This is a genomic window from Mycolicibacter sinensis (genome assembly GCF_001667375.1).
Taxonomy (GTDB): Bacteria; Actinomycetota; Actinomycetes; order Mycobacteriales; family Mycobacteriaceae; genus Mycobacterium; species Mycobacterium sinense_A.
In genome coordinates this window covers 79,817-94,552 of sequence record NZ_LZIN01000037.1, presented here as the reverse complement: position 1 = coordinate 94,552, position 14,736 = coordinate 79,817, and the positions used below count along the sequence as shown (strand labels likewise).

Sequence of the window (14,736 nt, the reverse complement as noted above, 5' to 3'; positions counted from 1 at the left end):
CCCCACCGGGGCGTTAGCCTGAACACCAGGCGAGCCGAACGGGAGGCACTATGGGCATCTTTCGACGACGGCGGTCGGCGCAGGAACCGGCGCCGGCGACCGGCGCTGAGAAGCCCAGCATGGCGGCCCGGGTGCTGTCCCGGGTCATCGAGCGCAGTGAGCGGGTGCAGGGTCCGGCCGTGCGGGCCTATGTGGAGCGACTGCGCCACAGCGAGCCCGGGACCAGCCCGGCGCAAGTGGTGGCGAAGCTGGAGAAGCGTTACCTGGCGGCGGTGACGGCCAGCGGTGCCGCGGTGGGCGCCACCGCGGCGGCGTCGGCGGTCGGCACACTGCTCGCGCTGTCGGCGGTCGCCGGCGAGACCGCGGTCTTCCTGGAGGCCACCGCGTTCTTGGTGCTGTCCGTCGCCGAGGCGCACGGTATTCCGGTCGACAACCGGGAGCGACGCCGCGCCCTGGTGCTGGCGGTACTGGTCGGCGATCAGGGCAAGGGCGCGGTGGCCGAGCTGCTCGGCTCGGGCCGCACCAGCGGCGCCTGGCTCACCGAGGGCACCGCGGCGCTGCCGCTGCCGGCGGTATCGGAGCTGAACTCCCGGTTGCTGCGGTACTCGGTCAAGCGCTTCGCCCTGCGACGCGGGGCGTTGGCGTTCGGCAAGCTGTTGCCGGTCGGTCTGGGCGCTCTGATCGGGGCCCTCGGCAACCGCATGATGGGCAAAAAGATCATCAAGAACGCCCGCACGGCGTTCGGTCCCGCCGCCGACCGCTGGCCGGTCACCTTGCATCTGCTTCCGGCCCTGCACGACGACGATGTCAGTCCCGTGCAACCGTCGGCCTGATCAGGGCCGACGTTCGGCGGCGAGCCTGGCGGAATAACGGGGAGGGGCTAGCCTTTATGAGGCAGGAGGGCGCGGCGCACATGTCTCGCCGGACGACCAGGAATCGAGGCGAGTAACAGACGTGAGCGGTATGAGTTCACCCTTCGGTCAGAACGAGTGGCTAGTCGAGGAGATGTACCGCAAATTCCGCGACGATCCGTCATCGGTGGATCCGAGCTGGCACGAGTTCCTGTCCGACTACAAGCCCGGCGGTTCAGCGAGCCTCGACGGAGGAGAGGCGAAGCTGGAACCGTCGCATGGGCCGAGCGGTTCAGCGAGCCTCGACGGAGGAGAGACGAAGCTGGAACCGCCGCAGTCCACTCCGCCGCCCGCCCAACCTGCACCGGCCGCCCCGGCGAAGCCTGCACCCGCCAAGGCCGCCAAGCCTGCTCCCGCCAAGGCCGCCAAGCCTGCTCCCGCCAAGGCCGCCAAGCCCACCCAGTCCCAGGCCCCCGCTCCGGCCGACGGCGCCGAAATGCAGGTGTTGCGCGGCGCGGCTGCGGCGGTGGTCCGGAACATGGACACCTCACTGACGGTGCCCACGGCCACCAGCGTGCGGGCCATCCCGGCCAAGCTGATGATCGACAACCGCATCGTCATCAACAACCAGCTCAAGCGCACCCGCGGCGGCAAGATCTCGTACACCCACCTACTGGGCTACGCCATCGTGCAGGCGGTCAAGCAGTACCCGAACATGAACCGGTACTTCGCCGAGGTCGACGGCCGGCCCAACGCCGTCACCCCGGCGCACACCAATTTGGGGCTCGCCATCGACCTGCAGGGCGCCGGCGGCAAGCGCTCCCTGGTGGTGGCGGGTATCAAGGGAGCCGAATCGCTGCGGTTCGCCCAATTCGTCGCTGCCTACGAAGACATCGTGCGTCGCGCCCGGGACGGCAAGCTGACCGCCGAGGACTTCGCCGGCGTGACGATCTCGCTGACCAACCCCGGAACCATCGGCACCGTGCACTCGGTGCCACGGCTGATGGCCGGCCAGGGCGCGATCATCGGGGTCGGCGCGATGGAGTATCCCGCCGAGTTCCAGGGCGCCAGCGAGCAGCGCATCGCCGAGCTCGGAGTGGGCAAACTGATCACTTTGACCTCGACGTATGACCACCGGATCATCCAAGGTGCGGAATCGGGCGACTTCCTGCGCACGGTGCACGAGTTGCTGCTGTCCGACGCGTTCTGGGACGAGATCTTCTTCGAGCTGTCCATCCCCTACGAGCCGGTACGGTGGCGCACCGACAACCCCGACTCCGTCGTGGACAAGAACGCCCGGGTCGTCGAGTTGATCGCCGCCTACCGCAACCGCGGCCACCTGATAGCCGACGTCGACCCGCTGCGACTGGACAACACCCGCTTCCGCAGCCACCCCGACCTCGACGTGCTGACCCACGGTCTGACGCTGTGGGACCTAGACCGGGAGTTCAAGGTCGAGGGACTGCCCGGTGGCGACATCCGCAAGCTGCGCGAGATCCTCTCGGTGCTGCGCGACGCCTACTGCCGCCACGTCGGCGTGGAATACACCCACATTCTCGAGCCCGAGCAGCAGCAGTGGCTGCAGGAGCGCATCGAGGTCAAGCACGTCAAACCCACTGTGGCGCAGCAGAAATACATTCTGAGCAAGCTCAACGCCGCCGAAGCGTTCGAAAGCTTCCTGCATACCAAGTACGTCGGGCAGAAGCGGTTCTCGCTGGAAGGCGCCGAGTCGGTCATCCCGATGATGGACGCCGCGATCGACCAGTGCGCCGAGTACGGGCTCGACGAGGTCGTCATCGGCATGCCGCACCGCGGCCGGCTCAACGTGCTGGCCAACATCGTCGGCAAGCCCTATTCGCAGATCTTCGCCGAATTCGAGGGCAACCTCAACCCGGCTCAGGCGCACGGCTCCGGCGACGTCAAGTACCACCTCGGCTCTACCGGGGTGTACCTGCAGATGTTCGGCGACAACGACATTCAGGTGTCGCTGACTGCCAACCCGTCGCATCTGGAAGCGGTGGACCCGGTGCTTGAGGGACTGGTCCGGGCCCGCCAAGACCTGCTGGACAGGGGCGCCTCGGATGGCAACGGACAGCCGCCATTCTCCGTCGTGCCGATGATGCTGCACGGCGACGCCGCGTTCGCCGGCCAGGGCGTGGTGGCCGAGACGCTGAACATGGCACTGCTGCCCGGCTACCGGGTCGGCGGCACCATCCACATCATCGTCAACAACCAGATCGGGTTCACCACGGCGCCGGACCACTCCCGCTCCAGCGAATACTGCACCGACGTCGCCAAGATGATCGGCGCGCCGATCTTCCACGTCAACGGCGACGACCCGGAGGCGTGCGACTGGGTGGCCCGGTTGGCGGTGGACTTCCGGCAGAAGTTCCACAAGGACGTCGTCATCGACATGCTGTGCTACCGCCGGCGCGGCCACAACGAGGGCGACGACCCGTCGATGACCAACCCGTACATGTATGACGTGATCGGCTCCAAGCGCGGCGTCCGCAAGAGCTACACCGAAGACCTGATCGGCCGCGGCGACATCTCGATGAAAGAGGCCGAGGACGCCCTGCGCGACTACCACGGTCAGTTGGAGCGGGTGTTCAACGAGATCCGCGAACTCGAGAAGCACGCCGCGCTGCCCAGCGAGTCGGTGGAATCCGAGCAGCAGGTGCCGCGCGGCCTGAACACCGCCGTGGAAAAGGCGGTGCTGGCCCGCATCGGTGATGCGTTCATGACGATTCCCGACGGCTTCACCGTGCACCCGCGGGTACTGCCGGTGCTGGAGCGGCGCCGGGAGATGGCCTACGAGGGCAAGGTGGACTGGGCGTTCGCCGAACTGCTGGCGCTCGGTTCGCTGGTCGCCGACGGCAAGCTGATCCGGCTGTCCGGGCAGGACACTCGCCGCGGCACCTTCTCGCAGCGGCACTCGGTGATCATCGACCAGGCCAACGGCGCGGAGTTGTGCCCGCTGCAGTTGCTGGCCACCAACCCTGACGGCACCCCGAGCGGCGGCAAGTTCATGGTCTACGACTCACCGCTGTCGGAGTTCGCGGCGGTCGGCTTCGAGTACGGCTACACCGTCGGCAACCCCGAGGCGCTGGTGCTGTGGGAGGCGCAGTTCGGCGACTTCGTCAACGGGGCCCAGTCGATCATCGACGAGTTCATCAGCTCCGGTGAGGCCAAGTGGGGCCAGCTGTCCACCGTGGTGCTGCTGCTGCCGCACGGCCATGAGGGTCAGGGTCCCGACCACACCTCCGGGCGCATTGAGCGTTTCCTGCAGTTGTGGGCGGAGGGCTCGATGACGATCGCGATGCCGTCGACTCCGTCGAACTACTTCCATCTGCTGCGCCGGCACGCCCTCGACGGGATCCAGCGGCCGCTGATCGTGTTCACCCCGAAGTCGATGCTGCGTAACAAGGCGGTCATCAGCGACCTGAAGGACTTCACCGACGTCAAGTTCCGCTCGGTGCTCGAAGAGCCCACCTACCAGGACGGCGACGGCGACCGCAACAAAGTCACCCGGGTCCTGTTGACCAGCGGCAAGATCTACTACGAGCTCGCCGCACGCAAGGCCAAGGACAACCGCGACGACGTGGCGATCGTGCGGGTCGAGCAGCTGGCCCCGCTGCCCAGACGCCGGCTGGGCGCGACCCTGGACCGCTATCCCAACGTGGAGCAGTTCTTCTGGGTGCAGGAGGAGCCGGCCAACCAGGGGGCGTGGCCGCGGTTCGGTCTGGAGTTGCCGGAGTTGCTGCCCGACAAGCTGAGCGGGATCAGGCGGATCTCGCGGCGGGCCATGTCGGCGCCATCGTCGGGTTCGTCGAAGGTGCACGCCGTCGAGCAGCAGGAGATCATCGACGAGGCGTTCGCCTGAGGAACGAAGCCGAACGTTCGAGGAGCATCGGGCACCGACGAGGCGTTCGCCTGAGCCCCCGCGACCGCGTGCGTGCTGTGCACGCTGAACCGGCTGCGCCGGGTGCATGAACACGGTACCGGCGGTACCGGATAGGCTTTAGTGGTCAACTGACTGCTGGGAGAGCACATGCAGGGATTTGCCGAAAAAATCGCCGTGGTCACCGGCGCCGGTTCGGGTATCGGCCAAGCGCTGGCCATCGAGCTGGCCCGCGCCGGCGCGCAGCTGGCGATCAGCGACGTCGACACCGAGGGGCTGGCACAGACCGAGCAGCGGTTGAGCGCGCTGGGCGTGCGGGTCAAGGCCGACCGCCTCGACGTCACCGAGCGGGAAGCTTTTCTCGCCTACGCCGACGAGGTCAAAGAGCACTTCGGCAAGGTCAACCAGATCTACAACAACGCCGGTATCGCCTACAGCGGCAACGTCGAGGTAAGCCAGTTCAAAGACATCGAGCGGGTGATGGACGTCGACTTCTGGGGCGTGGTCAACGGCACCAAGGCCTTCCTGCCGCACCTGATCGCCTCCGGCGACGGCCATGTCATCAACATCTCAAGCTTGTTCGGACTGCTGTCGACACCCGGCCAGAGTGCTTACAACGCGGCGAAATTCGCCGTCCGCGGCTTCACCGAGGCGTTGCGTCAGGAGATGGCGATCTCCGGGCACCCGGTCAAGGTCACCACGGTGCATCCGGGCGGTATCAAGACCGCGATCGCCCGCAACGCCACCGTCGCCGAGGGGTTGGACGCCGCCGCGATGGCCGAGTTCTTCGACCGGAAGTTGGCCGCCACCACCGCCGAAGAGGCTGCCCGAGTGATCCTCGAAGGGGTCAGCAAGAACCGGGCTCGCGTGCTCATCGGCAAGGACGCCAAGGTTCTCGACCTGCTGGTGCGCATCCTGGGCTCGGGATACCAACGGCTGTTCGCCTACGCCATCCCCCGGTTCGCGCCCCGGTAGCCGCGCTAGCGTCCCAGCGGGTGTTCGTCCAAGAAGGCGTCCACCACCGCCTGCGGGTCGGCGCCACCGTCGACTTGGCGGCGCATGTCGGTCAGGGCAGCGGTGTCCAGCACACCGGCCACCTGGTTGATCGCCAGCAGTTGGGATTCGCTCAGCGCATTGCGCCGATACAACGGGACGACGTTCTCCGCGCGCACCAGCGCCGGCCGGCCGTCGGCGAGCAGCACGATGTCCTCGGGAACGCCGGGATCGGCGGTGCTGGTCCACGCCGCAGTGATCTGACGGCTACGCAATGCCGCGAATAATGCTGCGTCATCCGGGAATTCGCGCAACTTCGGCAGCGCGCACCGCCCGACCTTGTCCGGCGACTGCGCGCCCGCAACCGCGCCGACGGTCAGCGCGGCGCAGTGCCGTACCAGCCCGCCCAGATCGGCGCCTCCCCAGGCCGTCGCAGTGGCCTTCGTCACGGCCACCGCGGGCTTGTCGGTGGCGGTCATGGCGTAGTCACCGACTGCGATGCCCTCCGGCAGCGCCCCGGCCAGCGCCCAGTAGACCTGCCGATCCGAGCGCGCGGCGGAATCCGGAGCGAACACCGCCAGGAAGCGGCCGGTGAAGCCCGGAACGACGGTGAGTTCTCCGGTGTCGAGCCCGGCGACCGGGTCGGCGACCGGTGCGACCCGCACCGCGGCGCCGGCGCCGCGCAAAGCGCTGGCGTACAGCTCGGCGAGAACCTGCGATTGCGGGTCCGGTGACGTTCCGACACTCAACGTCGGTGGTTGCGAGTGGCCACCGCAACCTGCGATCAGCACGGCCGCCAATCCGAGCGCCAGGCGGCGCAGGTGTCCTGGCGGCCGGGGCACCGTGCGCTCTACGACGCGGAGTCGGCGGCCGCCGCGACGGCGGCCGCTACGGCCGGCTCGACCCGGGGATCCAGCGGGCTGGGCACGATACGGTCCGGCGCCAGATCCTCGGCGACGACGGAGAAAATCGCTTCAGCGGCAGCCAATTTCATCGCCTCGGTGATCCGCTGCGCACCGGCGTCCAATGCACCGCGGAACACCCCGGGGAAGGCCAGCACATTGTTGATCTGGTTGGGGAAATCGCTGCGGCCGGTTGCCACCACCGCCGCGTACTTGGCGGCCAGGTCGGGGTGGATCTCCGGGTCGGGATTGGACAACGCGAACACCACCCCGCCGGGGTTCATCGACGCGATCAGCTCCTCGGGCACCACTCCTCCCGATGCCCCCAGAAACACGTCGGCGCCGGCGAGAGCCTCGGCCAGGCCGCCGGTGCGGCCACCGGGGTTGGTGCGCTGGGCCAGCTCGGCCTTGACGATGTTCATATCGGTGCGGTCGGTGTGCAGTACACCCTGCGAATCCAGCACGATCATCTCCGAGACGCCCGCCGACAGCAGGATGTTGGCGCAGGCCACCCCGGCCGCGCCGGCTCCGGAGACCACCACCCGAAGCGACGAGATGTCCCGACCGAGCACCTTGGCCGCGCCCATCAACGCCGCCAGCGCCACGATCGCCGTGCCGTGCTGATCGTCGTGCATCACCGGGCAGTCCAGGGCTTCGATCACCCGGCGCTCGATCTCGAAGCAGCGCGGGGCGGAGATGTCCTCCAGGTTGACCGCCCCGAAAGACGGACGCAGGCGCACCAGCGTCTCCACGATCTCGTCGGGGTCCTTGGTGTCCAACACGATGGGAATGGAGTCCAGGCCGGCGAACGTCTTGAACAGCGCGGCCTTGCCCTCCATCACCGGCAGCGATGCCGACGGCCCGAGGTCACCCAGCCCGAGCACCGAGGTGCCGTCGCTGACCACCGCCACCAGCCGGTGCGCCCAGGTGTAGCGGGCCGCCAGCGTGTGATCGGCCGCGATGGCGCGACTGACCTGCGCCACCCCGGGCGTGTAGGCGATCGACAGGGCGCGCTGACTGTCCAGCGGGGTTTTCAGTTCGACGGAGATCTTTCCACCCTGGTGGGCTTCGAAGATCTCTTCGTCTCCGATGACAATCGGCGAGTTGTTCGCCGTGTTCACAAGGTTCTCGGGCATCGATAGTCCAGGGTACTGCGCTCGCTCTCACAGCCTCAGGTCGGCCAGGCTGAGCCACGGGGCGGCTCAGCTTGCGGCGCCGAATTCAATGGGCAGGGTGGCCGGTCCGGTGATTCCGGTGATGGCTTTCCAGGGCGCCGGGCCGCTCCGCCGTGGGTTGTCCATGCAGCGGGTGATGACGCGCAGCGCCTCGCTGAGTTCAAGCCGGGCCAGATGGGACCCGAGGCAGTAGTGCAGGCCACCGCCGAATGTCAGGACCGGCGGTGCGTCATCGCGGGTGATGTCCAGGCAGCCAGGGTCGGTGTACACCTCCGGATCGCGGTTGGCGGCTGCAATGTTGGCGATGACGAGGGTGCCGGCGGGAATGACGACCCCGCCGAGTTCGACGTCGTCAACAGCTCTACGGAGGGTGCCGAAGACGACGGGGTAATAGCGCATGAGTTCCTCGGCGGCCTGCGGTGCCAGGTCCGGGCGCTCGGCCAGTGCTGCCCATTGCTCGGGGTGATCGCAGAGCGCATGGACGGCGGCGGCCAACTGGTTGCGGGTGGTGTCGGTGCCGCCGCCCAACAGGGTCGCCGCGAGCATCAGCAATTCGGCGTGCGCGAGTCGGTCGCCGTTGTCTTCGGCGCGGATCAGGTCGGAGAGCACGTCATCGGTCAGGTTCGCGCGCCGCGCGGCGACCATCTTCTCCAGGTACGCGTCGAGGCTCTGCCAGGCCGCCAGAATGTCCGGAGCGTCGTTCCCGACGTTCCAGTCGAAGATCTTCTTGATGTCATCGGTCCAGTCCGAGAACAGCTGCCAGTCCTCGCGCGGTGCACCCAACAGCGCGCAGATGATTGGCGTCGGGTAGCGCCGGGCGATCTCGCTGACCACGTCGCAGCGGCCACGGGGGGTCAGCGGCGCAACCAAGTCGGTGATGACCTCGATGATCAGTGACTGCAGCCGCCCGGCCGAGCGGGGTGCGAAGGCCTTGGACACCAACCGGCGCAGACGATGGTGCTGCTCGCCGTCGAGGCTGAGGATGTTGCGAACGGCCCGGTCCCACAGCGGTCCCGAGGTGATGCCCTGCAGATCCAGCCCGAGGCCTCGGGCGGTGGCAAACCGGGGGTCGCGCAGCACGGTGTGCACCAGCTCGTAGTTGAGGATCTCGGGTCCGTGCGGTCCCATCGCCAGCGGTGCTTGCTGCCGGGCCTCGGCGATGCGTTGGTGTGCCTCGTCCGGGTCGTACAGATGGTCATAAGCCAGCCGGGGTAGGTCGGCGCTGAAGATGTTGGGGCGGCTGCTGGTAGGGGCGGTAGTCATGGGGCCTCCTTGGTCGGCTGAAATCAACTATCGGAGGGTCCGAGAACAAAACCATCGGTCAAAACGCGTAGCTCGCCGCGCGCGGGGTCGTAAATCCGCGCGCAATCTACGCATATCTGCTGATGTTTTGCCGTACCCGGTGACCGCATGCTGGCTAGCATGAGCGAACGCGTTGACACGCCGCTGGTGAAGTGGAGCGAGGTGGGCGTGAGCGAGCTGCCGACCGGAACGGTGACGTTGCTTTTGGCCGACGTCGAAGGCTCCACGCGGTTGTGGGAATTCCAACCGGATGAGATGACCCTGGCGGTGGCACGGCTGGATCGCACACTGGTGGAGCTGGTTGCCGCCTACCGGGGTGTGCGGCCGGTGGAGCAGGGCGAGGGCGACAGCTTCGTACTGGCCTTCACCCGGGCCAGCGACGCGGTGGGGTGCGCGCTGGAGCTACAGCGGGCACCGTTGGCGCCGATCCGGCTGCGGATCGGCCTCCATAGCGGTGAGGCGCAGCTGCGCGACGAGGGCAACTACATCGGCCCCACCATCAACCGCACCGCGCGCATCCGCGATCTGGCTCACGGCGGCCAGACGGTACTTTCCGGAGCGGCTGAAGCTCTGGTGGTCGACTGGCTTCCCACCGATGCCTGGCTGATCGAGCTGGGCTGCTACCCGCTGCGCGGCGCACCCAGGCCGGAGCGGGTCGTGCAGCTGTGCCACCCGGATCTGCGCAACGAATTTCCTCCGCTGCGCACAGCTGAACCCGTTGTTTCACAGCATCTTCCACCGCAGCTGACCCGATTCATCGGGCGCACCGGTCAGATCTCCGACGTGCGAGCACTGCTCGCCGACAACCGGCTCGTCACCTTGACCGGTGCCGGGGGCGCCGGCAAGACCCGCCTGGCGGTCGAGATCGCGGCGCTGTTGGCCGACGAGTTCAGCGGCGGCGTGTGGTACGTCGACCTCGCGCCGATCACCGACCCGGAACTGGTGCCCGTGGCCGCGGCGCGTTCGCTGGGGCTGCCCGACCAGCCGGGCCGCTCCACCATGGACACCCTCATCCGGTTCATCGGCGCGCGGAACATGCTGGTGGTGCTGGACAATTGCGAACATCTGCTTGACGCGACGGCAGCCCTGGCGATCGAGCTGCTCGGCGCCTGTCCTGGACTGCGATTCCTGGCGACCAGCCGGGAGTCGATCGCCGTGGACGGCGAGGTTACCTGGCGGGTGCCGTCACTATCGCTGCTCGACGAGGCCATCGACCTGTTTGCCGACCGGGCGCGGCGTGTCTGCCCCGGCTTCGTCCTCACCAACACCAACGCGACCGCGGTCGCGGAGATCTGTCGACGCCTCGATGGAATGCCGCTGGCGATCGAACTGGCCGCAGCGCAGATTCGGGCGCTCTCGCTGGAGGAGATCCTCTACGGCTTGCATGACCGCTTCCGGCTGTTGACCGGTGGCTCGCGGCGGGCTGTGCGTCGACAGCAAACCCTGCACGCCTCCGTCGACTGGTCGCATACGCTGCTGACCGAACCAGAACGGGTGCTATTCCGTCGACTGGCTGCCTTCATGGGTGGCTTCCACCTCGACGCCGCACAGTTCGTGGCAAGTGGCCACTCCATCAAGGGCCACCACGTGCTCGATCAGCTCACCCTGCTGGTCGACAAGTCACTGGTAGGCGCCGAAAACGCAAGGGGCCGAACCCGTTACCGCATGTTGGAGATGGTGCGTCAGTATGCCCTGGAGAAGCTGGGCGAATCCGGCGAGGCCGATGACGTCCGCGGCCGTCATCGTGATCACTACACGGCCTTGGCCGCCATCCTCGACAGCCCTAGCAGCGATACCCACGGGCAGGCGCTCGAACAGGTTGAATCCGAGATCGACAATCTGCGCGCCGCGTTCGCGTGGAGCCAGGAAAACGGCGACATCGAGCAAGCGATGAGCTTGGCGTCGTCGCTTCTACCGATCTGGCTGTCCCGGGGACGCATCGTGGAAGGGGCGGCCTGGTTCGATGCCGTCCTCGCCGCCGACGGCGCCGATTTGCCCCGCGCGGTACGCGCACGAGCGCTGGCCGACAAGGCACTTCTCAACGCCTGGGGCTTGGCATTGGACAGCACGGAGCAAGCTCAGGAAGCCGCAGCTATCGCACGCGAACTAGACGACCCGGCGCTGCTTGCCAGGGCGCTCACCGCCTGCGTCGGCATCGCCGCCTATAACGCGGAGATGGCGCGACCGTACTTCGCCGAAGCCATTGAGATCGCCCGCACGCTGGGTGACCAGTGGCGGCTGACCCAGATCCTCGGGTGGAAGACGTACGCCGCCGCCGTGGTGGGCGACCTGATGGGGGTCCGAGAGGCCGGCGAGGAGGGACGCGAGCTGGCCGAAACCATTGGCGACCAGTTCCACTCACGCTACTGCCGCAATTGGACCGGGATGGCGCACTACCTGCAAGGCGATCTCGCCGGGGAGGCCGCACGGTGCCGGGAGATGATCGCCGAGGCCGACGCGGCCGGCGATATCCTCAACCGGTTCCTCGGCCTACAGAACCTCGCCCTGGTGTCGGCGTTCCAGGGCGAGATCAGCCAGGCCGAGAACGCGGTGGGCGCGCTCATCGAGACCGGCGCGGTGCTGAGCCGGGTACACGAAGGCGTCGCCCACATGGCGGCCGGACTGGCGGCCCTGGCCCGCGGCGACGCCGCGGCAGCCAAGGAGGCGCAGGAGCTCATGTGGCATCACATCGGCGTCCACGACGAAATCGCGGCCATATTCCGGTGGTCCCGAGCGGAGACGGCCCTGGCCGCCGGTGATCTCGACGCCGCACAGCGGTGGGCCGACGAGGGCATCGCCGCAACGATCGGGTGGTACCGGATCATGGGACTGGTGCCGCGAGCCCGCGTCGCCATCGCCCACGGTGACCCGCACCGAGCCGAGCGTGACCTTCACGAGGCGCTGGCGATCGCCGCCGAAACAAAGGCGCAGACCGGGATTGCCGAAGTTTTCGAGTGCCTGGCTGCCATGGCGTGCAGCACCGACAGTCACCGCGAAGCGGCCCGCCTTTTCGGCGCGGCGTACGGGATCCGGCAGCGCATCGGCGCGGTTCGCTTCAAGTTCCACGACGGGGCATACGAAGCATCGGTGGCAACGCTGCGTAATGCCATGGAGGCCAACGACTTCGAGCAGGCCTGGGCCGAGGGTGCCATGCTGTCCACTGACGAGGCGATCGCCTACGCGCAGCGCGGCCGCGGTGAGCGAAAGCGTCCGTCCAAGGGCTGGGCGTCGTTGACCCCGACCGAGCTCGACGTCGTCCGCCTCGTCCGCGATGGTATGGGCAATAAAGACATCGCCGCAAGGCTTTTCGTCTCACCGCGTACCGTGCAGACGCACCTCACCCACGTCTACACCAAGCTCGGGCTGACCTCCCGGGTACAGCTCGCCCAGGAGGTCGCCCGCCGGACCTAAGACCTCAGATCAGCCCCAGCCCGGTGACCGCTTCGCGCTCCTCGGCCAGCTCCGCGGTCGAGGCGTCGATCCGGCCGCGGGAGAAGTCGTCGATCTCCAGGCCGCCCACGATGCTCCAGTCGCCGTTCTTCGTGGTGACCGGGAACGAGGAGATCAGGCCCTCGGGCACACCGTAGGAGCCGTCGGAGACCACCGCCATCGACACCCAGTCCCCGTCCGGGCTGCCCAGCAGCCAGTCCCGGGCGGCGTCGACGGTGGCCGAGGCCGCCGAGGCGGCAGAGGAGGCACCGCGCGCGTCGATGATCGCCGCACCGCGCTTGGCGACGGTCGGGATGAAGTCGTTCTCGATCCAGGCCTGGTCACCGACGACCTCGGCGGCGTTACGCCCACCGACCTCGGCGTGGAAGATGTCGGGGTACTGGCTCGCCGAGTGGTTGCCCCAGATCGTCATCTTCTTGACGTCGGTGACCTTGGCGCCGGTCTTGGCGGCCAGCTGCGAGATCGCCCGGTTGTGGTCCAGGCGGGTCAGCGCCGAGAAGCGCTCCTTGGGGATGTCGGGGGCGTTGCTCATCGCGATCAGCGCGTTGGTGTTGGCCGGGTTACCGGTCACACCGACCCGGATGTCGGAGGCCGCGACCGCGTTGAGCGCCTTGCCCTGCGCGGTGAAGATCGCACCGTTGGCCTCCAGCAGGTCACTGCGCTCCATGCCGGGGCCGCGCGGGCGGGCGCCGACCAGCAGCGCCAGGTTGGCACCGTCGAAGATCTTGTTCGCGTCCGAGCCGATCTGCACCCCCGACAGCAGCGGGAAGGCGCAGTCGTCGAGCTCCATCACCACGCCCTCGAGCGCCTTGAGCGCGGGCTCGATCTCCAGCAGACGCAGTTCGATCGGCCGGTCGGGGCCCAGCAGCGAGCCACTGGCCAGGCGGAACAGCAGGCTGTAGCCGATCTGGCCGGCGGCGCCGGTGACGGCCACCTTCAGCGGGGTTGTGCTCACGTCAAGTGCTCCTCGAACGGGTTCGGCTTGGCTGGAATTGGTCCGGGTCGAAACTAGCGCACCGCCGGCCGCACGGAAACTCCGGACCCCGGCCGAACCGCGCTGACCGGTCACTTTGGGGCCGGGCGCGTAGCATTTCACCGGCACGTGTGCGCCGGAGGGAGGGCCGCCATGACGGCATTGCGCGACCCGGTTCCCCGGGTGTTGGTCGACTGCGGCGTCTATGCCGACGGCGACCGGGTTCCCGGCGACTTCACCCCGGCCGGGGCGATGGCCAAAGTGCGTGAGATCGAGGCGAACAGCCGCAATGCCTTCGTCTGGGTGGGCCTGCACGAGCCCGACGAGCGTCAGATGCAGGCGGTGGCGGCGACGTTCGAGCTGCACCGACTGACCGTCGAGGACGCCGTGCACGCCCACCAGCGGCCCAAGCTGGAGCGCTACGACGAGACGCTGTTCCTGGTGCTCAAAACCGTCAACTACGTCCCGCACGAATCGGTGGTGCTCCCCCGCCAGATCGTCGAGACCGGCGAGATCATGATCTTCGTCGGCAAGAACTTCGTCGTCACCGTGCGCCACGGCGAACACAGCGGCCTGTCGAACGTCCGCAAACGCATGGACGCCGACCCTGAGCACATGCGACTGGGCCCGTACGCGGTGATGCATGCCATCGCCGACTACGTGGTCGACCGCTACGTCGAGGTGACCAACCTGATGGAAAGCGACCTCGACACCATCGAGGAGGTGGCGTTCGCGCCCGGCACCCGCACCGACGTCGAGCCGATCTACCAGATCAAGCGCGAAGTCGTCGAACTGCGGCGCGCGGTGGCACCGCTGTCGCTTCCGTTTCAGCGGATGCAGACCGACTACAAGGACCTGATCTCCAAGGAGGTGCGGCGCTACCTGCGCGACGTCGGGGACCACCAGACCCGCGTCGCCGAGCAGATCGCCAGCTACGACGAGATGCTCAGCTCGCTGGTGCAGGCGGCGCTCGCGCGAGTAGGCATGCAGCAGAACACCGACATGCGCAAGATGTCGGCCTGGGCGGGCATCATCGCCGTCCCCACCATGATCGCCGGGATCTACGGAATGAACTTCGACCACATGCCCGCCCTGCACTGGACGTTCAGTTACCCGGTGGTACTGGCGGCGATGGTGAGCATCTGCACCCTGCTGTATCGCGCGTTCCGCCGCAACGGCTGGCTCTGAG

9 protein-coding genes are annotated in these 14,736 nt (G+C 67.8%); 5 read left to right on the top strand and 4 right to left on the bottom strand.

Annotated elements, in window-relative coordinates:
• Positions 1-50 precede the first annotated feature (50 nt).
• The 3 genes from A5771_RS07555 to A5771_RS07545 all read left to right on the top strand — a co-directional run bounded on the left by A5771_RS07555 (position 51) and on the right by A5771_RS07545 (position 5,727).
• The gene (locus A5771_RS07555) at positions 51-833 is read left to right on the top strand and encodes a hypothetical protein (protein ID WP_064854588.1); all 783 of its coding nucleotides are present in this window, start codon (positions 51-53) and stop codon (positions 831-833) included.
• Positions 834-954: 121 nt separating this feature from the next.
• A complete protein-coding gene (locus A5771_RS07550; RefSeq protein ID WP_064854587.1) occupies positions 955-4,734 on the top strand; it encodes a multifunctional oxoglutarate decarboxylase/oxoglutarate dehydrogenase thiamine pyrophosphate-binding subunit/dihydrolipoyllysine-residue succinyltransferase subunit in 3,780 nt (1,259 codons plus the stop codon).
• Positions 4,735-4,902: 168 nt separating this feature from the next.
• Positions 4,903-5,727 (top strand): SDR family NAD(P)-dependent oxidoreductase, encoded by an 825-nt coding sequence (locus A5771_RS07545; RefSeq protein WP_064854586.1) that lies wholly within the window; start codon positions 4,903-4,905, stop codon positions 5,725-5,727.
• Positions 5,728-5,732: 5 nt separating this feature from the next.
• On the opposite strand, the gene A5771_RS07540 is transcribed toward A5771_RS07545, so the two are convergent.
• The 3 genes from A5771_RS07540 to A5771_RS07530 all read right to left on the bottom strand — a co-directional run bounded on the left by A5771_RS07540 (position 5,733) and on the right by A5771_RS07530 (position 9,085).
• Positions 5,733-6,587 (bottom strand): glycine betaine ABC transporter substrate-binding protein, encoded by an 855-nt coding sequence (locus A5771_RS07540; RefSeq protein ID WP_064854585.1) that lies wholly within the window; start codon positions 6,585-6,587, stop codon positions 5,733-5,735.
• A gap of 8 nt (positions 6,588-6,595) precedes the next feature.
• Complete coding sequence (locus tag A5771_RS07535) at positions 6,596-7,783, bottom strand: NAD(P)-dependent malic enzyme (RefSeq protein ID WP_064854584.1); 1,188 nt, start codon at positions 7,781-7,783, stop codon at positions 6,596-6,598.
• Positions 7,784-7,849: 66 nt separating this feature from the next.
• Positions 7,850-9,085 carry a cytochrome P450 gene (locus A5771_RS07530; RefSeq protein WP_064854583.1) on the bottom strand — a complete coding sequence of 412 codons (1,236 nt, stop codon included), beginning with the start codon at positions 9,083-9,085 and terminating at the stop codon, positions 7,850-7,852.
• A 159-nt stretch (positions 9,086-9,244) separates the two neighbouring features.
• Between A5771_RS07530 and A5771_RS07525 the strand changes: the two genes are divergently transcribed.
• On the top strand, positions 9,245-12,535 hold the full coding sequence (locus A5771_RS07525) for a helix-turn-helix transcriptional regulator (RefSeq protein ID WP_428844391.1): 3,291 nt from the start codon (positions 9,245-9,247) through the stop codon (positions 12,533-12,535).
• A 4-nt stretch (positions 12,536-12,539) separates the two neighbouring features.
• On the opposite strand, the gene A5771_RS07520 is transcribed toward A5771_RS07525, so the two are convergent.
• Positions 12,540-13,529 (bottom strand): malate dehydrogenase, encoded by a 990-nt coding sequence (locus A5771_RS07520; RefSeq protein WP_064854582.1) that lies wholly within the window; start codon positions 13,527-13,529, stop codon positions 12,540-12,542.
• Between the two features lie 171 nt (positions 13,530-13,700).
• On the opposite strand from A5771_RS07520, the gene corA reads away from it, so the two are divergent.
• A complete protein-coding gene (gene corA / locus A5771_RS07515; RefSeq protein WP_064854581.1) occupies positions 13,701-14,735 on the top strand; it encodes a magnesium/cobalt transporter CorA in 1,035 nt (344 codons plus the stop codon).
• Position 14,736: the final 1 nt, after the last annotated feature.

Excerpts from the sequence above, each read along its gene's own strand:
- A5771_RS07555 (WP_064854588.1), top strand. The coding sequence starts at position 51 with ATGGGCATCTTTCGACGACGGCGGTCGGCGCAGGAACCGGCGCCGGCG.
- A5771_RS07545 (WP_064854586.1), top strand. The coding sequence starts at position 4,903 with ATGCAGGGATTTGCCGAAAAAATCGCCGTGGTCACCGGCGCCGGTTCG.
- A5771_RS07535 (WP_064854584.1), bottom strand. The coding sequence starts at position 7,783 with ATGCCCGAGAACCTTGTGAACACGGCGAACAACTCGCCGATTGTCATC.
- A5771_RS07530 (WP_064854583.1), bottom strand. The coding sequence starts at position 9,085 with ATGACTACCGCCCCTACCAGCAGCCGCCCCAACATCTTCAGCGCCGAC.
- A5771_RS07525 (WP_428844391.1), top strand. The coding sequence starts at position 9,245 with ATGAGCGAACGCGTTGACACGCCGCTGGTGAAGTGGAGCGAGGTGGGC.
- corA (WP_064854581.1), top strand. The coding sequence starts at position 13,701 with ATGACGGCATTGCGCGACCCGGTTCCCCGGGTGTTGGTCGACTGCGGC.